Source organism: Pseudomonas sp. PDM13 (genome assembly GCF_025685765.1).
GTDB classification, from domain to species: Bacteria; Pseudomonadota; Gammaproteobacteria; order Pseudomonadales; family Pseudomonadaceae; genus Metapseudomonas; species Metapseudomonas solani.
On sequence record NZ_JAOTQU010000020.1, the window covers coordinates 60,109 to 77,216 of the forward strand.

The window sequence follows — 17,108 nt, forward strand, 5'->3', positions numbered from 1 at the left end:
ACAGCGACGACGCGATCAGAGCGGGTGTTGCTTGTCCTGCTCGATGGCGGCGTCCAGGGTTTCCAGCAGCGCCTTGCGCACCTTGAGCTTGGTGTTCTTGTGGGCGGTGGAGTTGATCTTCTTCATCTGCTGGGCAACGGCCTGGGCGGTGGCCAGCAGTTCTTCGGCCGGCACCACCTTGTCGAGGAAGCCGGCTTCCTGGGCGCCTTTGGGGTCGAACATCTCGCCGTTGACCACCGAGCGCTGGAAGGCAGCCTTGGTCAGGCGGTCACGGGCCAGCTCGATGCCGACGTGGTGCATGGTCATGCCGATCAGCACTTCGTTCAGGCCGATGCTGAAGGAGCCCTCGACGCCGATGCGGTAGTCCGCCGACAGCAGCAGGAACGCGCCCTTGGCCACGGCGTGGCCGGAGCAGGCAACGATGATGGGGAAGGGGTGGGCGAGCATGCGGCGCGCCAGGGTGGAGCCGGCGGCGACCAGGTTCACGGCGTTCTGCGGGCCGGAGGTCATCACCTTGAGGTCGTAGCCGCCGGAGAGGATGCCCGGCTGGCCGGTGAGGATGACGATGGCGCGGTCCTGCTCGGCGCGGTCCAGCGCAGCATTGAAGGCGGCGATCACGTCCGGGGAAATGGCGTTCACCTTGCCGTTGGCAAGGGTCAGGGTGGCGACGCCGTCTTCGAATTGGTAGGAGATCAGCTCACTCATGGCAGGGGTCCTTGTTGTGGAATGGGGCAGACACTACTCAGGCGCAGGATTCAGGTAAAGCGCTTTGACTGACTGACAAGTCAGGCGGGCCGGGCGTTTCCTCCCTATAAGGCGTTCTCTATGGGGGTGATGGGCAGGGACAATTGGGCGGGGCTGCGGGAGGCCGGTAAGTTCGCCTCCATTGTCGAAAGGAGCTCCCATGGACCGACTCGCCCACAGCGCCAGCATCATCCTCGCCGTCGTTCTGCTGCTCGGCTCGTTGCTCGTGGCCAACAGCGCCACCCTGCAGAACCCCACCGGCGTGCTCCTGTTATTCGTCGCCGGGGTGTTCGTTTCCTTCGGCTTCATCTTCTTCGGCAGCCTCAAATTCGACGACTACCGCAGCGGCCAGGACGGCGACTCGCCCCGTTCTCCATAAGCGCATGAAAATTCTCAAAAAAATGTTTGCATTCCGGAAAACACTCCACTAAATTAGCGCACCTCGACGGGGCTGACGCCTCGGAGAGATTCCGGTGAGGTGTCCGAGCGGTTGAAGGAGCACGCCTGGAAAGTGTGTATACGGGAAACCGTATCGTGGGTTCGAATCCCACCCTCACCGCCACTTTCCGTATACAGAAACCCCTGATTCGAAAGAGTCAGGGGTTTTTTGTTTGCCCTTGAAATAGTGCCTATACACCTTGCATCTCCAGAAACCAAAACCCCTGATCTCCGGTGGAGCCAGGGGTTGCGCTTTTGAGGTATCCGGTCGTTACGTCTCTTAAGGCGGCCCGAACTCGATCTGGGCGCAGCCGTGGGACAGCAGCATCTGCCCGTCATCGGCCTCGAAGGCGGTGATGGTCTTCGACTTGTCGACCGTGATGGTGATGATGCAGCGGTTGGGGTGGTGGACGTTGTCCCAGTAGTTGGTGGTGACGATGACGTTGCCTTGCTGCTCCGACGAGGTGCCGACCACTTCGTTCCGGTAGTAGGACGTGTCGCTGTACCAACTGAGCACGACTTCACCGGTGCCGGTGGGGTTCATCTGGTCCGGTTTGCCGAAGAAGTTGATGGCCTCCTCGGCGGAGCGGCCCTTCCATTGGCTGGCGGCGTAGAGCTCGGGGAGCGTGTCCATCTGGATGCAGCCGCCCAGTGCGAGCGGCAGGCAGGCCAGGGCGAGTATCCGTAGCGTTTTCATCTGTCTGTCTCCTGGGGCCTGGCTGCCTGTCACGGGTTGGCGGGCTTGTTGCCCAGGAGGAGGTCGAGGTCGCGCAGGACGCCCTGGCTGCTGTTCTTCACGGCGTTGGGGCCGTGGTTCTCTTCGTAGGCGCTCGGGCGGGTGATGCCCCACATCTTGGTGCGGGTGACGGTGGCGAGCACGTCGGCGGTGGTGTTGCCGAGGCGCATCATCGCGTTGGATTCGCGCTCGTCGGGTTTGCAGGTGAAGTCGTAGGAGCGGTCGACCCAGCTCTGCGGGACCGGTTTCCAGCCCTGGGGCGCCGGCAGGGACGAGGCCGTGGCGGAGCGGTTGTAGGCGGTGACGGCGTTGATCTTCAGCAGGCGCTTCTTGCACTGGAACTGCAGGTCGTAGGCGACGAAGTCGGGGGCGTCGGCGGTTTCGAATATCTGCACGACGGTGACGGAGCGGGCGGGCTCTGCCTGGCCGGATTCCATCTTGAGTTCGGCGACGGAGGCGCCGTCGGCGTAGAAGAGGTCACGGTTTGGCTGGTCGCCGGTGCCGAAGATCACCCACCAGTCGGCAGCCATCGCCGATTGCTGGACCTGGATCAGCAGCAGTGCCAGCGATGCGACCAGTACGACTTTGTTCTTGATGTTCATGCGTGTCTTCCATGAAGGGCCGCTCGGCAACTGGAGAGGCCAGTCCCTTGCACGGCAAAGCGCGGACGTTAGCGAGCGCTCGTGGCGACTTGAATAGGGCGCATGAGCTAGTGGCGCGGTGCCGTCAGGCAGGTTGTGCGTCGCGTCGCAACCTGCCTGTGGCGCAGTGCCGGTTTTTCCGTGTGGGGTCATTGCTGCATGGGTTGCCGGTTGGTGACGCAACCCGGAAACTGCCTTGCCTGCGCCGGTCGGCGCTTCACTCATGGGTACATCGGGAGCTGCATCGTGGTTTCAGGGAAATGGCTGGCGGCGCTCGCCGCAGTGATGGTGTTGTCGGGGCTACCGGTGGTGGCGGGTGCGCAGATCTACAAATGGGTGGATGCCAACGGCAAGGTGCAGTTCGGCAACGTGCCGCCGCCGAGTGGGGCGGAGCAGATCAAGGGGGCGGCTGCATCCCCGGCCGAGAAGGCGCCCGAGGCGGCTGCGAAACCGGCCACCGAAGCCGCGCCTGTGGAGCCTTCGGCCTTCAAGAGCGCCGATATCGTCGGGCGCTGGTACATGAAGAACGATGAAGAAACGCTGGACTGGACCTTCAAGGCCGACGGCAGCTTTGCCGGCACCCTGGTCGACAGCATGGGAACCGGGCGCTCGGCCGGGACCTGGGAGCTGAAGGGCGACACGTTGCGGGTGGTGACCCGCAACACCTTCAAGGACGGCTTCTCGGGCGGTGGGGAGCGCGAGGCTACGGAGCGTTCCGAGTACACCCTGCTCGGTGTCGAGGCGGGCAGCCTGAAGCTGCTGCCGGATCAGTCGCTGTTCAAGCGGCCGCCGTACACCTTCATCAAGCGCTGATCTTCGCGTGCATGAAAAAGCCCCCTGGAGTCGAGGACTCCAGGGGGCTTTTGCGTTTCCAGGCCGGCCGTTGGCTCAGCGCTTGAGCACGTAGGTTTCGCCCCAGATGGTTTCATCCTTGACCGGCTTGGCGTTGAGCTTCACCGGGCGGTACTGCAGGTTGGCGAGGGCCTTGCTCATCTTCACGTAGCCGTACTCGGCCGGGTCGGTGGCGCCGCGGAACTCCTGCAGGCCGGTGGGGATGCGCACCATATAAAGGGCGGAGAGCTCGCACTTGAGCTTGTCGTTGGCGATGCGGCGGCAGTCTTTCTCCTCGAAGCCGACGTTGGGGGCTTCGGGGTAGAAACCGTCGACCACGATGGCTTCGCCGGGGGCGACGTCGAAGGAGGCGAAGTCCTTCTGCAGTTCACTGTGGGTTTCGACGTTCGCCACCTTGCGCGCGCTGATGCTGGAAACCCAGCCGGCTGCGGCGGTCTGGTTGGTGACGTTGTAGGAGTTGGTGCCCCAGCTCATGCATTCGCCGCTCACCACGCGCACGGAGGAGCAGTAGTTCTCGTTCACCGTTTCCGTGCGGTACTGGGCATCTTGCCAGCGCTGGCCGTGGTCGTACTCGGTGAAGTCCTTTTCCACCAGTGTCACCTGGCCCAGCTTCGAGGGCTTGATGTCCTGGTTGGTGCGCGGGTTGGGCGTGCTGGTGCGTGGCGAGTCGTAGATGCTGCCGACCAGGCTGTAGTGGCCGGGCTGGACGATGAAGACCTGGTAGAGGGTGCGGCCGAACACCGTCTGGTAGTGGGAGCCGTGGGGGCCGATCTTGGTGGCTTGCATGTTGTTGCCCACGAACAGCTGCCTGTCGGGGTTGGCGCTGTTGCGCCACACGGCGGTGGCGGTGCGCAGCTTCTCGAAGCGGACCGTGTCGTCATTGTTCTCGAAATTGTATTGCTGGCTGTCGAGGTTGACGGTGGTGGTGACGACTATCGCCATGCCATTGGCCTGTGCCGATTCGAACAGGGCGTCCGTGGCTGCCTCCAGTTGGCGCACCTGCTCCTCGAGGCTCTGCTCGTATGTGGGCTGCTGGTAGGCCATGGGCGGCCGGGCGACGCAACCGCTGAGCAGGGCCAGGCCGAGAAGGCTGAGGCAGGGGAGTCCTTTGTTCATGGGGCGTTCCTTCTGGATGCGGTCCTGGAAATTCCGCCTTGAAAGGGGCGGGGAATATTCGGGGCAGCCGAGCATAGCGGCGGTGGCCGTTACGTTACGCCAACCAGCTCACGCTTGGGGGTGTACTAGTACATCGGAGCGAGTGGGCTAGAGCAGGCCGAACAGGCGCTGTTTCTGCCGTGCCAGTCGCGCTGTCGCCAGCTCCGAGTTCTCGGGGGCGTCGGGGTTGTACTTGACGCGGACGGGAGTGCCGTCGGGGAAATCCGCGATCTTGCGCTGGGCATCGGAATAGAAGGTCGACTCTTCCTGGGTGCGGCCCTTCTCCTGGTAGTGCTTGCCGTCGACTTCATAGGTGTAGGTAAAGCTGGGGTAGTAATAACTGACCAGGCGATTGTCTTCGTGATCGGTCCGCTTGCCGATGGTCACCCCGCTGATGACACCTTGGGTTTCCGGCCAGGACTGCACCCTTATCAGGTGGAAGGTGCCGTAGCAGACGACGGCGACCAGGATGGCGCTGCCGAGGAGGTTGTTGATCTTCATGGGTCTCTTCCTTGAGAGGGAGCTGCAGAGGGGCGCTTTTACAGAGCGAGCATGTGTTGTGCAAGGTGCGTTCTGTCAGCGCTTCCCTCCCGGGTGAGTCCGTGCGAGTTGCTGTAATCCTTGTTCAGCGCGTGTTTCGATTCTTGCCAACTGGTTGGATTTTGCTTTGCCAGAGGGTGCTCAAGTCGCCTGAAAGTACCGTGCTAGAGTGGTTTCGTTCGGATCAGACATGGATCCGGAGGGATCTTTACCACAAGGAGTGTTATTGATGAAAACCCGCATGATTGCGCGTCTGGCAATTATCTCTGCAGCTATGGGCGTCGCTGCCACGGCGGCTGCTGCTACCAAGACCCAGTGCGAGAACATCTCGCGGCCTGCTGGGTACCTGACGGTCCAGGAAGCCATTCCCACCGGTGGCTGCCCGACCGGAAAGGCGATCAAGTATGAAACGCCTTACTCGGGGATGATCATTCCGAAGCCCCAGGAGCTGCACGGCTGGGAGCCTCCCTACGTAGTCACAAGCGTCACCAAGATCGGCACCATCCAGCAGTTCAAGATCGAACTGCTCAAGGATGGGATGGTGGGATGTGCTGCGCCGCCCATCAGGCCCTATAACTTCTTCACCAAGGACAACGGGACCGTTGCCGGCTGTTCAATCACTTCTTCGCCGGGGGTTTCGAACTCGGTCAAGTTCTTCCAGCACATGTTCGTGGAGCTGGCTCGCCCGGTGGGCAAGCCAGGAGAGCTGCGCGTCAACCTGAACACCAACTGGACGGCGCCTTCCCGCAACTACGCCATCAAGACCACGTCTTACCTGAACGGTGGGAACTCCACGGTCATGAAGACCGGGCTGACGACCACAGGGCAATTCCAGTTGAAGGATATTGCACCCAACTTCGTCAACGACGCCAAGCAGGGGGCCAACTTCACCTTCGTGGTCGAGTTGTTCCAAGGCACCACGCCGATGGCGTCGTACTCCATCACTGCCACCGGCAAAGAGATGATCCAGAACTGATTCAGCGCCTGTAAAGAAAGCCCGGCCAAGTGCCGGGCTTTTTTGTCAGGTTGGCCCGGCAAGAAGCGCCCTGAGGGAGTGCCTGGGGCATCCATGGGCTGGCCAGGCAGGAAATGATGGCAAAGAGGCGCTAGGGGGAGCCCCTAGGAAAACGGCGGGTGGCGCGGGTGTGGCGGATTGGTGCGGGGGCATCGCCAGGCTTGCGCGCTGGCGATGGAAAGCATCGCTGTTACCAGTAGAGCGTTACGCGGGTGTCGCCTTTGGCGTCGCCGCTGACCTGGGTCACGGCCTGGTCGGCGAGGGTTTCGCTGTGACCATTGGCGTGCTCGGTGCGCACCTGGTATTCACCGCCCTTGGAGCAGGATTGACGCGTCACGCTGTAGGAGCGGGAGCTGGCGTCATAACCGCTGTCGACCGCGCAGGAACTGGAGATCGTCAAGCTGACGCCCATGTTTCCAACGGCTTGGCCGGCATTGCTGGTGGTGGAGAAAAAAGCACTGGTGATCATTAACGCTGCGAAGATGGAGCGCTTGAAGGCCGTACTCATTCCGACTGCTCGACGGTGAAGCTGACGGTGATCGGCCTTCCTGGTCGAGTCACAACTGACAGCTTGGATTGCTTTCCTTGGATTGATTGAACGCTGCGTTGCAGGGGGCGCTACGCCAGCAGGTTCGCCATGAACTTGGCGCCAAGTGTACGGTGATGGCTAGGTGATAGCTAGCTCATTTCTTAACCATTTGTCGGCAATCTCTTACACGGCTTAGGGGTGACCCCTAGATCCCCTAAGCACCTGGCGCATTAGCCGCAACTCTTGCGTGGCGTAGCGGGTCCAACGAAGGCGCGTGCTATAACCCTATGGTTTAAAGCCACAACGCCACGGAGACGGACACATGAGCGATACAAGCAAACTCGCCAAGCAGGAACCCGCAGCCCTGCCCGAATACGACCTGAGCAAGGCCAAGGATTTCGAGTGGACGGGCCGCAGCATGGACTGGTTCCTGCAGATGCTGGTGCGTCAGGCCAACGACCTGGGTGTAGAGGTCGGCATCACGCTGACCATCGGGGCGGGGATGATCAGCGGCACGCTCATTTCCGTGGAGACTTACTTCGCCCAGTTCGCCGACGAGTACGCCAACTCCTGGCCCCAGGAGGGCAGGGAGGAGATCCGCGCCACCTTCGCCAACATCGGGGTGATGACCAAGACCACGGGCGACGACCCCAAGCTGCTGCCGCCGCAGTACATCCACCTGAAGAACGTCAACGTCTATGCCGCCGGTGGCCTGACCTGCACCGGGCTGACGCTGTGGCGCGGTACCCTCGCTTCGGTGACCGGTTTCAACCTTGGCACCCTGAGCTGATCACTGCGCGGAAGACGTGCAGCAATAGAGAAGCCCCGGCATCGACCGGGGCTTCTTGCTTCTAATCCTCGTTGCTTTCAGTACTTGCGCCGCACCGCGACGTCGGTAATGCCCTTCTCGGCTGTCATGCGCAGGTAGTCGCCGTTGTCCCGCGGCTCCCCGGTAAAGGGGATGCCGTGTTTCTCCATCAGCAACCCGTAGATGTCGGTGCTGGACGGCTGGTAATCCACCTCGACCATGAAGGCGCGTGGGCTGCCGTTTTCCTTGTAGATGATCTCGTAGCGGTTGTGCCCGTTCATGTCTTCCTCCTTGCCGGGGTGTCCTTGCCAATAGACGGGCAGGGCGGGAATTGGTTTTGCCGATTTTCCCGAGCGGGCTGCCGGCTGTGATTGCGCTTATCCATAAGCACTATCGAGACGACTGATTTCAAAGCCGCGCCAGGCCCCCATAAAGTGGCTCCCAACAGAGTTAAGGAGGTCGCCATGCCACATATCGACATCATGTCCCTGGTTGGAAGTGCAGTCCCCGAGGCGCTGCGAGCGCAAGGGCATCTCGCCTGCTGGTTCGTGGTGATCGACGGCCAGCGCAAATCCGGCCCCTACACCACCCAGGACATGGCCAGCGCCAGCAAGGCCATCTGGGAGTTGGAGATGGCCAAAATGGCCAAGCGCCACAAGGGTTTCCTGGCCATGGCCGCCTGAGGTTTCTTGCGCCCGCTCCGGCGCATTTTGGCAGCGTGGGGCTGCCCGTTTATTCCTGGTGCCCATCCCGCACCCCCTTTGGCCCGCCACTTGGCGGGCCTTGTTTTTTCCGGCCGGGCCGGCTGCAGGTAAACTGCCGGCTTTTATCGCGGAAGCCCCCATGTGAACTGGGATATTTTCTGTAGCGTCGTCGACAACTACGGCGACATCGGCGTGACCTGGCGCCTGGCACGGCAGCTGGTCGCCGAGCATGGCCTGCAGGTGCGCCTGTGGGTGGATGAGCCGGCCGCCTTCGCGCGCCTGTGCCCGGATGCCGACGCGGCGGCCGACTGCCAGTTGCGCCAGGGCGTGGAGGTACGCCGCTGGGCGACCGAGTGGCAGCCGGTGGAGCCTGCGGATGCAGTGATCGAGGCGTTCGCCTGCCAATTGCCCGCCACCTACATAGACGCCATGGCCGCACGCGACAGGGCGCCGCTCTGGTTGAACCTGGAATACCTCAGTGCCGAAGACTGGGTCGGCAGCTTTCACGGCCTGCCATCTCCGCAGGCCGGCGGGTTGCAGAAGTTCTTCTTCTTCCCCGGCTTCAGCGAAGGCACCGGCGGCCTGCTGCGTGAGCGTGGGCTGCTCGAACGACGCGACACGCTGCGCAGTGATGCCGCCGCCCAGGCTGACTTCCTGCGAACGCTTGGCGTGGAGCGGGTTGTCGGTGCCCGGTTGATCTCCCTGTTCGCCTACGAGAACGCGGCGCTGCCCGGTTGGCTCGATGTGCTGGCGGCAGCGTCGCGCCCCACCCAGTTGCTGGTGCCGGAGGGGCGTGTGCTGGGTGATGTGGCGCGCTGGCTCGGTGTCGATTCACTGGCCGTCGGCGCCAAGGGCCTGCGCGGCAACCTGTCCGTGCAGGTCCTGCCCTTCATGCCCCAGGACGATTACGACCGCCTGCTCTGGTGCTGCGACTTCAACGCCGTGCGTGGGGAGGATTCGTTCGTGCGCGCCCAATGGGCCGGCCGGCCGTTGCTCTGGCACATCTACCAGCAGGAAGAGGACGTCCACCTGGAGAAGCTCGAGGCCTTCCTCGCGCTCTATGTCGCCGGCCTGGACGATGCCCCGGCGCAAGCGTTGCTGGCGGCTTGGCGCGCCTGGAACCAGGGCGGTGACATGGGCGCCGCCTGGCTGGCGCTGCAGCCGTTCGAGGCCCAACTGCAGGCTCACACCGAGCAATGGTGCGGCTTGCAGGCGGGGCGGCGGGATCTGGCTGCGGGGCTGGTGCATTTTTATACAAATTGGATATGATACGCGGCCTGTTTTTTGTCACTCATCCAAATCGGATATTCGTATGAAAACCGCTCAAGAGTTCCGCGCTGGCCAGGTTGCCAACATCAATGGCTCCCCCTGGGTCATCCTGAAAGCCGAGTTCAACAAGTCCGGCCGTAACAGCGCAGTCGTCAAGATGAAGCTGAAGAACCTGCTCAACGGTTCCGCCACCGAGACCGTGTACAAGGCCGACGACAAGCTGGAACCGGTAATCCTGGATCGCAAGGAAGTTACCTACTCCTACTTCGCCGATCCGCTGTACGTGTTCATGGACAGCGAATTCAACCAGTACGAGATCGAGAAAGACGATCTGGAAGCCGTACTGACCTTCATCGAAGACGGCATGACCGACGTCTGCGAAGCCATCTTCTTCAACGAGAAAGTCATTTCCGTTGAACTGCCGACCACCATCGTTCGCCAGATCGCTTACACCGAGCCGTCCGTGCGTGGCGATACCTCCGGCAAAGTGATGAAGACCGCTCGCCTGAACAACGGTGCCGAGCTGCAGGTTTCCGCATTCTGCGAAATCGGCGACTCCATCGAGATCGATACCCGCACCGGCGAGTACAAATCCCGCGTCAAGGCCTAAGCCTTTCGCGAGATGTGAAAAGCCCGGCCTAGGCCGGGCTTTTTGTTGCCTGCGATTCAACCGTCGCGGTTATTGCAGGTGCTTCTTCAGTTCGGCGCCGGCCTGGAGCATGGCCGAGCGCACCGCCGGAACCTGGTTGACCACGTTGAGCAGGCCGTAGTCGTGGATCATGCCGTTGTAGCGTACGGCGGTGACCTCGACGCCGGCGGCGTCCAGCTTGCGGGCATAGGCTTCGCCTTCGTCACGCAGCACGTCGAACTCGGCGGTCTGGATCAGGGTCGGCGGCAGGCCCTTGAGCTGCTCGGTGGTGGCCCGCAGCGGCGAGGCGTGGATCTCGGCGCGCTGCTTCGGGTCGGTGGTGTAGCTGTCCCAGAACCACTGCATCATCGGCTTGGTGAGGAAGTGCCCCTGGGCGAACTGGTTGTACGAGGCGGTCTCGAAGTTGGCGTCGGTCACCGGCCACAGCAGCACCTGGGCGCGCAGTTTCGGGGTGCCCTGTTCCTTGGCCATCAGCGCCACCACCGCCGCCATGTTGCCGCCGACGCTGTTGCCGGCCACCGCCAGGCGCGAGCTGTCCACACCTATGTCCTTGCCGTGCTCGGCCACCCATTGGGTCGCCGCGTAGGCCTGGTTGATGGCGGTGGGGTACTTGGCTTCGGGCGAGGGGGTGTAGTTCACGTACACGGCCACCGCACCGGAGTTCACCACCAGGTCATGGATCAGGCGCTCGTGGGTGGGGTAGTCGCCCAGCACCCAGCCGCCGCCGTGGAAGAACATGAACACCGGCAGGTCACCCTTGGCGCCTTCGGGGCGGACGATGGTCAGCTCCAGGGGCTGGCCCTTGATGCTGATGGTCTTGTTCTCGACGCGGGTGCCGGAGAGGTCGACCTTGACCCCGGCCTGGGCGCCCACCAGCACGGCGCGGGCATCTTTCGGCGCGAGGGTTTCCAGCGGTTTGCCGTTGCCGGCTTCGAGGGCTTCGAGGAAGGCCTGGGTGTTGTGTTCGACGCCGGGGCTGCCGGCGGCGAAGGCGCTGCCGACGGACAGGGCGAGGAGGCTACCGGTGAGGAAGGTGGCGATGCGCTGGGTGTTCATGGTGATTCTCCGCTGGATTCGTTTGGTTTCGTAAAATACTGCGCGCTAACTAAATGCGTAGGGCGAACGTTAGCGATCATTTAGTTTGCGCGCAAGATATTTATTCAGAAGAAAAACGAATAGCGCTCAGCCAGAGGGGAATAAGGCCGTCAGACGGCCTTCTGCAAGCTCCTGCGCAGGCTCACCAGTTCGTCCTTCAACTGGCCAAGGCCGGCGATGTCCATCTCGCTGGCGGCGAGGATGCAGGCCGGCACGCGCTGGGCCTGCTGGTGCATGGCGCGGCCTTTTTCGGTGAGGTGCAGTTCCACCACGCGCTCGTCGGCGCTGCTGCGGGTGCGGGTGATCAGGCCTTCGGCTTCCAGGCGCTTGAGCAGGGGCGTGAGGGAGCCCGGGTCGGTCAGCAGGCGGGCGCTGATATCGCCCACGGTGATGCCGTCGCCTTCCCAGAGCACCATCATCGCCAGGTATTGCGGGTAGGTCAGGCCCAGTTCCTGGAGCAGCGGCTTGTACACCTTGGTCATCAGCAGGGAGGTGGAGTAGAGGGCGAAGCACAGTTGGTTATCGAGCAGCAGGTCGTCGCAACGTTCCAGCGGGGTATTCATGGCGGCCTCCTTGGGGGCGGGAATGGACGTAATTTAGCGCACAAGCCTTTCGTGAGCAAAATTTGACCGGTTCTCATTCCGGCGCACTGGGACTTGCGCCGCCGTGCGCAGCAGCCAGAATTGCCGGCTAGACCCCTGCAAGGAGAGCTGTAAATGACCGATGCCCAGAACCCCTACCAATCGCCCCAGGCGGAGCTGACCCACGAAGCCACCGGCCTGCCGCTGGCCGCCCGCGGCTCGCGCTTCGGCGCTGCGCTGATCGACGGGCTGATCCTGTTGTGCGTCACCATCCCCATCAGCTACCTGCTGGGTGTCTACGATGGGCTCATGGAGGGCGTGCAGCCCGGCTTCGGCCAGCAGGCGCTGGGCTCGCTGGTGGGCATCGTGGTGTTCCTGGCGATCAACGGGCACTTCCTGAAGAACTACGGCCAGACCGTCGGCAAGCGTGTGCTCAAGCTCGCCATCGTCGACCTGCAGGGCAACAAGCCCGAGTGGATCACGATGTACCTCAAGCGCTACCTGCTCTGGGGCCTGGTTGCCTACATCCCGATCATCGGCGGCCTGATACTGCTGGCGAACTACCTGTTCATCTTCCGCGCGGATCGCCGTTGCCTGCATGACCTGACCGCCAGCACCCGCGTGGTGCAACTGCCCAATTGATGGCGCGGCCGCCCGGGCTTTGATCCGGGCGGTTATTCCGTGGTGATGGGTTTCGCTTCGCTCTACGCCATCCTACGTTGCGGCTCTGCCTGCTCTGCCCTGGATCGGTAGGAGCGAGCTCTGCTCGCGAAGCGTTTCGCCGGCGTTGCCGCACCGTACCCTCAAGACTGCCCCAGGCCGCTTAGCGCCAGGTCCCAGGGCGGCACGGGGCCGAAGCGGTTCTTGAGAAACTCCAGCAACAGCCGGCTCCGCGAGCTGGCTTCGCCCTCCAGGCGCAGGGCGTAGATGCCGCTCGGCTCCGGAGCGGGCAAGCCGTTTTCGCAGAGCAGCGGCACCAGTTCCCCGCGCAGCAGGTAATCGCTGATCAGCCAGGTCGGCAGGTGGGCGACGCCCAGGCCGGCGACGGCGCTGAACAGCAGGGTTTCGGCATTGTTCGCGGTCATGCGCATGCGCCGGGGGCGGATCACCTGGGCGCGGCCCTCCACCTCGAAGCGCCAGGCATAGGGCGGCGCGAGGGCATCCCAGTCGAGGCCGTCGTGCTCGGTCAGCTCGCGGGCGTCGCTGGGTACGCCGCGTCGGCGCAGGTAACCGGGGCTGGCGCAGAGCACGCGCACCAGAGGCGATAGCGGCGTCGCCACCAGGCGGGTGTCGGCCAGCGGGCCGATGCGCAGCACCAGGTCCACCTCGCCCAGGTGGGCGCCGTGCATGTCGATGAAGCTGTCGATCAGCCGCAACTGAACGTCCAGGCCCGGGTAGGTGACGAGGAATTCGGCGATGGCCGGTGCCAGGTGTCGGCGGCCGAACGGGGCGGGTGCATCGATGCGGATCAACCCCTCCGGCGCGCTGCTCAGGGACACGGCCTCGGCACGTGCCAGGCGCAGTTCGGCGAGTATCCGTTTTGCCCGCTCGGCAAAGGCCAGGCCTGCCGGGGTGGCGCGCACCGCGTGGGTGCTGCGGGTGAAGAGGGCGCTGCCGAGGCCGCGCTCCAGGGCGTCGATGCGCCGCGCCACGGCCGAAGGCGTCAGCGGGTGGCGCCGGGCGGCAGCGGAGAAGCTGCCCGCTTCCAGTACATCGAGAAAGAGGGCCAGTTGGTCGGTCAGTGCATCGGGGTTCATGAGGGTGCCTATGCGGATTTCGCAAAGCCATTGTGCGCTGCTGTGCGTTTCCGTGGTAGCCGCCGCTGCGTAGCATGCGCGTCATCGGAACGGAGGCGTTATGGATCTGCTGGCAATTGCGTTGAATGTGGTGCTCGGTGCGGCTCTTGGCACCTTGGGTGGGTTGTTCGGCATCGGTGGCGGGCTGATCGCCATTCCCGCCCTGGGGGTGTTCTTCGGCCTCGACCAGCAACTGGCCCAGGGCACCGCACTGGTGATGGTGGTGCCCAACGTGCTGCTGGCGCTGTGGCGCTACCACCAGCGCAACCGCATCGACCCGCGCTATGCGCTGCTGCTGGCGGTGACCAGCTTTGGCTTCGCCTGGCTGGCGTCGCTGTTCGCGGTGCGCATCGAGGCGGAGAACATGCGCCTGGCCTTCGTCGCCTTCCTGCTGGTGTTGGCGGCGTACAACTTCGCGCGGATGTTCATGGCCAAGGCCGCCACCAGCGCCGAGTTGCGCCACCCCTGGCCCTGGCTGGGCGTGCTCGGCGGTTTCGCCGGCGCCATGGGCGGCCTGTTCGGTGTGGGCGGGGCGGTGGTCGCCACGCCGGTGCTCACCAGCGTCTTCGGCACCACCCAGGTGGTTGCCCAGGGGCTGTCACTGTCCCTCGCCGCGCCCAGCACGGCGGTGACCCTCGCCACCTACGGCTTCAACCACCACGTCAACTGGGCGATGGGCATCCCGCTGGCCGTCGGCGGCCTGCTCAGCATCAGCTGGGGCGTGCGCCTGGCCCATGCCCTGCCGGAGCGGGTGCTGCGCACGGCGTTCTGCGTGTTCCTGCTGGTGTGTGCGGTGATGCTGGCGTTCGAGTGATCGACCTCGAAGCGGGCGCTGTGCGTGACGTGGGCAGGACGGGCGTTCCGCGAGTGCAGAACGCCCTTCAACATTCCGCTGCCGGAGCTACAGGCGGAAGCCTTCGACGATGTGCTCGGCCAGGGTCTCGGTGACCGGCGAGCTGCTGCGTGGGTTGCGTACCAGCACGATGCTGCAGGCGGGCAGGGTGGGTAGCCCCTCCGCTTCACCGAGGATGCGCATGTCGGTGGTGATCAGGCTTTGCAGTTGGGCGGTCACCGCCAGACCGGCGCTGACCACTGCCATGATCGCCGACAGGCTCGGGCTGGTGTAGGCGACGCGGTAGGGGCGCTCCATGGCGTCCAGCGCGTTGCAGGCCCAGGCGCGGCAGAAGCAGTCGGTGTTGAACATCGCCAGCGGCAACTGGGTCTGCTCGTGGGGGCTGAAGCCGATGGCCTCGGCCCAGACGAAACGCTCCTGGCGCAACAACTGGCCGATCTCGGTGCCCGGCTCGCGGGTGACGATGGACAGGTCCAGGTCCTGGCGTTGCAGCAGCTGCGAGGACGACTCGCAATGCACCTCCACCTGCACCAGCGGGTAGGACTGGGCGAAGCGCGAAAGAATGCCGGGCAGGAAGCGCATCACGTAATCGTCCGGGGTGCCGATGCGCACCGAGCCGACCATGTGCGGCTCGCGCAGGGTGGTCATCACCTCGCCGTGCAGCTTGAGAATGCGCCGCGCATAGCTCAGCAATATCTGCCCCTCGGCGGTCAGGCGCACCTGGCGGCCGTCACGCTCGAACACCGTGCGTTCCAGCACGTCCTCTTCCAGCCGCTTCATCTGCATGCTCACGGCCGACTGGGTGCGGTTGACCACTTCCGCTGCGCGGGTGAAGCCACCGTTGTCGGCGATGGCGACGAAGGTGCGCAGCAGTTCGGTGTCGATGGCGGGGTAGCTCATTCATCAATTCCTGAGATGCAGTGCATAAGAAACATTCGTTGGATTGATCATAAGCGTCGCGGGAAACTGGCGCCAACCCCACAAGGAGGGCGATGCGATGAAAGGTCAATTCGGTTTCGTAGGCACGCTGCACCCCACCCACCGGCCCGCCGTTCGTGGCTCCCATCTTTCCCTCGGTACCCGCCTGCTGCGCTGGTACCAGCTGTACAGCCAGCGCCGTGAGCTGGCCGGCCTGAGTGATGCCATGCTCAAGGACCTGGGCCTGACCCGGGGCGATGTGATGCAGGAAAGCGAGCGGCATTTCTGGGACGACCCGCTGGGCAAATGAACCCACGCAGCTACCCCCAGCAACAATGAACCCACGCAACACCCATACAACAAGGAAAAGCGATGCAAGTCGAAGTCAGGATCGTGAATGCGTTCGTCGATGGCGGGCAGGGTGGCAACCCCGCCGGTGTAGTGGTCGGTGCCGATGCGCTCAGCGCGGCGCAGAAGCAGGCGATCGCCGCCCAGCTCGGGTTGTCGGAGACGGCCTTCGTCTCCGACTCCGGGCAGGCCGCCTTCAAGCTGGAGTTCTTCACCCCCAACCGGCAGATCCCCCACTGCGGCCACGCCACCGTGGCCACCTTCTCGCTGTTGCGCCAGCTGGGCCGGGTCGGCGAGGGCTGGAGCAACAAGGAAACCATCGACGGCAATCGCGACATCTTCATCGACGGCGAGCGGGTGTTCATGGAGCAGCGCGCGCCGCAGTATCAGGACGTCGAGCAGGGCTCGCGCCTGTTGGCGGAAAGCCTCGCGGCCCTGGGCCTGGAGCCTGGGCAACTGGCCGAGGGGCTGCTGCCGTCGCGGGTCAGCACCGGGGTCGCCTTTGTCGTGGTGCCCCTGCGCAGCGAAGCCGATGTCGCCGGCATCCGCACCGACCTGGATGCCCTCGAACGCATCAGCGAGGAACTGGACGTGGTGGGCTTCTACGCCTTCTCCCGTGACAGCCGCCAGCCTGGCCGCGTGGCGGGAGCGCGGATGTTCGCGCCGCGCTTCGGCATCCCCGAGGAGCCGGCCACCGGTATGGCCGCCGGGCCACTGGCCTGTTACCTGCACGACCGCATGGGCCTGCCCGGGGCGCAGCTGCTGATCGAGCAGGGCTACCTGATGCAACCGGCCTCGCCGAGCCTGATCACCGTCGACCTGGACCTGGACGGCGAAGGCCGCATCCAGCGCCTGATGGCTGGCGGCAATGCCCAGGTGATGCACACCCTGACCCTCGATATCTGACGCCACACGGAAAGGAGACCCCCGATGGCCCCGGCCTTCGAACTGGCACAACTGAATATCGCGTTGATGACCGCGCCGCTGGATTCCCCCGGCATGGCCGATTTCGTCGCCAACCTGGCGCGCATCAATGGCCTGGCGGAAGCGTCGCCCGGCTATGTGTGGCGCCTGGAGGACGAGGGCGGTGACGCCACGGCGATCCGCCCCTTCGGCGACGACGTGCTGGTCAACCTCTCGGTCTGGCGGGACATGGAATCCCTGCGCGACTTCACCTACCGCGGTGCCCACACCGAGATGCTCAAGCGCCGCAACGAGTGGTTCGCGCGCATCAGCGAAGCGCACCTGGTGTGCTGGTGGGTGCCTGCCGGGCATCGCCCTGATGCCCGGGAAGCCGCCGAACGCCTGGCCCTGCTGCGCGAGCAGGGGCCGGGGCCACGGGCCTTCACCTTCCGCCATCCCTTCCCGCCGCCGGCGCCCTTGCCGAACGATGGGAAAGCCGCCGCGACGGGTGCTAATGTCCTGGGCTGATCCCGC

General features: G+C 64.1%; 23 protein-coding genes and 1 tRNA gene. 13 read left to right on the forward strand and 11 right to left on the reverse strand.

The genetic code is table 11. The features are described 5' to 3' along the window. Window positions 1-15: 15 nt before the first annotated feature. Window positions 16-705, reverse strand: a complete 690-nt coding sequence (locus OEJ36_RS20320) for a crotonase/enoyl-CoA hydratase family protein (RefSeq protein WP_263403105.1) — start codon at window positions 703-705, stop codon at window positions 16-18. A 199-nt stretch (window positions 706-904) separates the two neighbouring features. Here OEJ36_RS20320 and OEJ36_RS20325 point away from each other — a divergent pair, with 199 nt between their 5' ends. Next, entirely contained in the window at window positions 905-1,123 is a 219-nt protein-coding gene (locus OEJ36_RS20325; RefSeq protein ID WP_263403106.1) for a hypothetical protein, read from the forward strand. Window positions 1,124-1,216: 93 nt separating this feature from the next. Further along, window positions 1,217-1,306, forward strand: a tRNA-Ser gene (locus OEJ36_RS20330). A gap of 156 nt (window positions 1,307-1,462) precedes the next feature. On the opposite strand, the gene OEJ36_RS20335 is transcribed toward OEJ36_RS20330, so the two are convergent. Both OEJ36_RS20335 and OEJ36_RS20340 read right to left on the reverse strand, forming a co-directional pair. Continuing rightward, window positions 1,463-1,879 carry a hypothetical protein gene (locus OEJ36_RS20335; protein WP_213629305.1) on the reverse strand — a complete coding sequence of 139 codons (417 nt, stop codon included), beginning with the start codon at window positions 1,877-1,879 and terminating at the stop codon, window positions 1,463-1,465. A 29-nt stretch (window positions 1,880-1,908) separates the two neighbouring features. Then, a complete protein-coding gene (locus OEJ36_RS20340; protein ID WP_263403107.1) occupies window positions 1,909-2,520 on the reverse strand; it encodes a hypothetical protein in 612 nt (203 codons plus the stop codon). 285 nt (window positions 2,521-2,805) lie between these two features. Between OEJ36_RS20340 and OEJ36_RS20345 the strand changes: the two genes are divergently transcribed. Then, window positions 2,806-3,372, forward strand: coding sequence for a DUF4124 domain-containing protein (locus OEJ36_RS20345; protein ID WP_263403108.1), 567 nt, complete (start codon window positions 2,806-2,808; stop codon window positions 3,370-3,372). A 75-nt stretch (window positions 3,373-3,447) separates the two neighbouring features. Here OEJ36_RS20345 and OEJ36_RS20350 read toward each other — a convergent pair whose 3' ends face one another. Further along, window positions 3,448-4,527, reverse strand: a complete 1,080-nt coding sequence (locus OEJ36_RS20350; protein WP_263403109.1) for a hypothetical protein — start codon at window positions 4,525-4,527, stop codon at window positions 3,448-3,450. A gap of 147 nt (window positions 4,528-4,674) precedes the next feature. After that, on the reverse strand, window positions 4,675-5,067 hold the full coding sequence (locus OEJ36_RS20355) for a DUF3592 domain-containing protein (protein WP_263403110.1): 393 nt from the start codon (window positions 5,065-5,067) through the stop codon (window positions 4,675-4,677). Between the two features lie 268 nt (window positions 5,068-5,335). Here OEJ36_RS20355 and OEJ36_RS20360 point away from each other — a divergent pair, with 268 nt between their 5' ends. Then, window positions 5,336-6,082: a hypothetical protein gene (locus OEJ36_RS20360; RefSeq protein WP_263403111.1), complete on the forward strand. Its 747-nt coding sequence runs from the start codon at window positions 5,336-5,338 to the stop codon at window positions 6,080-6,082. 229 nt (window positions 6,083-6,311) lie between these two features. Here the strand turns inward: OEJ36_RS20360 and OEJ36_RS20365 are convergent, their stop codons facing one another. Beyond that, a complete protein-coding gene (locus OEJ36_RS20365; protein WP_148304242.1) occupies window positions 6,312-6,629 on the reverse strand; it encodes a hypothetical protein in 318 nt (105 codons plus the stop codon). Between the two features lie 343 nt (window positions 6,630-6,972). Here OEJ36_RS20365 and OEJ36_RS20370 point away from each other — a divergent pair, with 343 nt between their 5' ends. Then, window positions 6,973-7,440: a hypothetical protein gene (locus tag OEJ36_RS20370; RefSeq protein ID WP_263403112.1), complete on the forward strand. Its 468-nt coding sequence runs from the start codon at window positions 6,973-6,975 to the stop codon at window positions 7,438-7,440. A gap of 77 nt (window positions 7,441-7,517) precedes the next feature. On the opposite strand, the gene OEJ36_RS20375 is transcribed toward OEJ36_RS20370, so the two are convergent. Further along, window positions 7,518-7,739: a hypothetical protein gene (locus tag OEJ36_RS20375; protein WP_263403113.1), complete on the reverse strand. Its 222-nt coding sequence runs from the start codon at window positions 7,737-7,739 to the stop codon at window positions 7,518-7,520. Window positions 7,740-7,922: 183 nt separating this feature from the next. Here OEJ36_RS20375 and OEJ36_RS20380 point away from each other — a divergent pair, with 183 nt between their 5' ends. The 3 genes from OEJ36_RS20380 (at window position 7,923) to efp (ending at window position 10,041) form a co-directional block, all read left to right on the forward strand. Next, window positions 7,923-8,141 (forward strand): hypothetical protein, encoded by a 219-nt coding sequence (locus tag OEJ36_RS20380; protein ID WP_021216701.1) that lies wholly within the window; start codon window positions 7,923-7,925, stop codon window positions 8,139-8,141. A 162-nt stretch (window positions 8,142-8,303) separates the two neighbouring features. Further along, on the forward strand, window positions 8,304-9,431 hold the full coding sequence (gene earP / locus OEJ36_RS20385; protein ID WP_263403114.1) for an elongation factor P maturation arginine rhamnosyltransferase EarP: 1,128 nt from the start codon (window positions 8,304-8,306) through the stop codon (window positions 9,429-9,431). A gap of 43 nt (window positions 9,432-9,474) precedes the next feature. Beyond that, window positions 9,475-10,041, forward strand: coding sequence for an elongation factor P (gene efp / locus OEJ36_RS20390; RefSeq protein WP_021216699.1), 567 nt, complete (start codon window positions 9,475-9,477; stop codon window positions 10,039-10,041). A 69-nt stretch (window positions 10,042-10,110) separates the two neighbouring features. Here efp and OEJ36_RS20395 read toward each other — a convergent pair whose 3' ends face one another. Together OEJ36_RS20395 and OEJ36_RS20400 are read right to left on the reverse strand one after the other, a co-directional pair. Then, entirely contained in the window at window positions 10,111-11,136 is a 1,026-nt protein-coding gene (locus OEJ36_RS20395) for an alpha/beta hydrolase (protein WP_263403115.1), read from the reverse strand. A gap of 149 nt (window positions 11,137-11,285) precedes the next feature. Then, the gene (locus OEJ36_RS20400) at window positions 11,286-11,738 is read right to left on the reverse strand and encodes a MarR family winged helix-turn-helix transcriptional regulator (protein WP_184489401.1); all 453 of its coding nucleotides are present in this window, start codon (window positions 11,736-11,738) and stop codon (window positions 11,286-11,288) included. Window positions 11,739-11,891: 153 nt separating this feature from the next. On the opposite strand from OEJ36_RS20400, the gene OEJ36_RS20405 reads away from it, so the two are divergent. Beyond that, window positions 11,892-12,398 (forward strand): RDD family protein, encoded by a 507-nt coding sequence (locus OEJ36_RS20405; protein WP_021216696.1) that lies wholly within the window; start codon window positions 11,892-11,894, stop codon window positions 12,396-12,398. A 161-nt stretch (window positions 12,399-12,559) separates the two neighbouring features. On the opposite strand, the gene OEJ36_RS20410 is transcribed toward OEJ36_RS20405, so the two are convergent. Continuing rightward, on the reverse strand, window positions 12,560-13,513 hold the full coding sequence (locus OEJ36_RS20410) for a LysR family transcriptional regulator (RefSeq protein WP_263403116.1): 954 nt from the start codon (window positions 13,511-13,513) through the stop codon (window positions 12,560-12,562). Between the two features lie 100 nt (window positions 13,514-13,613). On the opposite strand from OEJ36_RS20410, the gene OEJ36_RS20415 reads away from it, so the two are divergent. Then, on the forward strand, window positions 13,614-14,366 hold the full coding sequence (locus OEJ36_RS20415) for a sulfite exporter TauE/SafE family protein (RefSeq protein WP_263403117.1): 753 nt from the start codon (window positions 13,614-13,616) through the stop codon (window positions 14,364-14,366). Window positions 14,367-14,453: 87 nt separating this feature from the next. On the opposite strand, the gene OEJ36_RS20420 is transcribed toward OEJ36_RS20415, so the two are convergent. Continuing rightward, window positions 14,454-15,305, reverse strand: a complete 852-nt coding sequence (locus OEJ36_RS20420; RefSeq protein WP_043242941.1) for a LysR substrate-binding domain-containing protein — start codon at window positions 15,303-15,305, stop codon at window positions 14,454-14,456. 97 nt (window positions 15,306-15,402) lie between these two features. Here OEJ36_RS20420 and OEJ36_RS20425 point away from each other — a divergent pair, with 97 nt between their 5' ends. From OEJ36_RS20425 to OEJ36_RS20435, 3 genes are all read left to right on the forward strand, one after another. Continuing rightward, window positions 15,403-15,633, forward strand: a complete 231-nt coding sequence (locus OEJ36_RS20425; protein ID WP_263403118.1) for a DUF1127 domain-containing protein — start codon at window positions 15,403-15,405, stop codon at window positions 15,631-15,633. Between the two features lie 62 nt (window positions 15,634-15,695). After that, complete coding sequence (locus OEJ36_RS20430) at window positions 15,696-16,577, forward strand: PhzF family phenazine biosynthesis protein (protein ID WP_263403119.1); 882 nt, start codon at window positions 15,696-15,698, stop codon at window positions 16,575-16,577. A gap of 24 nt (window positions 16,578-16,601) precedes the next feature. Then, window positions 16,602-17,102, forward strand: a complete 501-nt coding sequence (locus tag OEJ36_RS20435) for a DUF3291 domain-containing protein (protein ID WP_263403120.1) — start codon at window positions 16,602-16,604, stop codon at window positions 17,100-17,102. The last annotated feature ends 6 nt before the right edge of the window (window positions 17,103-17,108 follow it).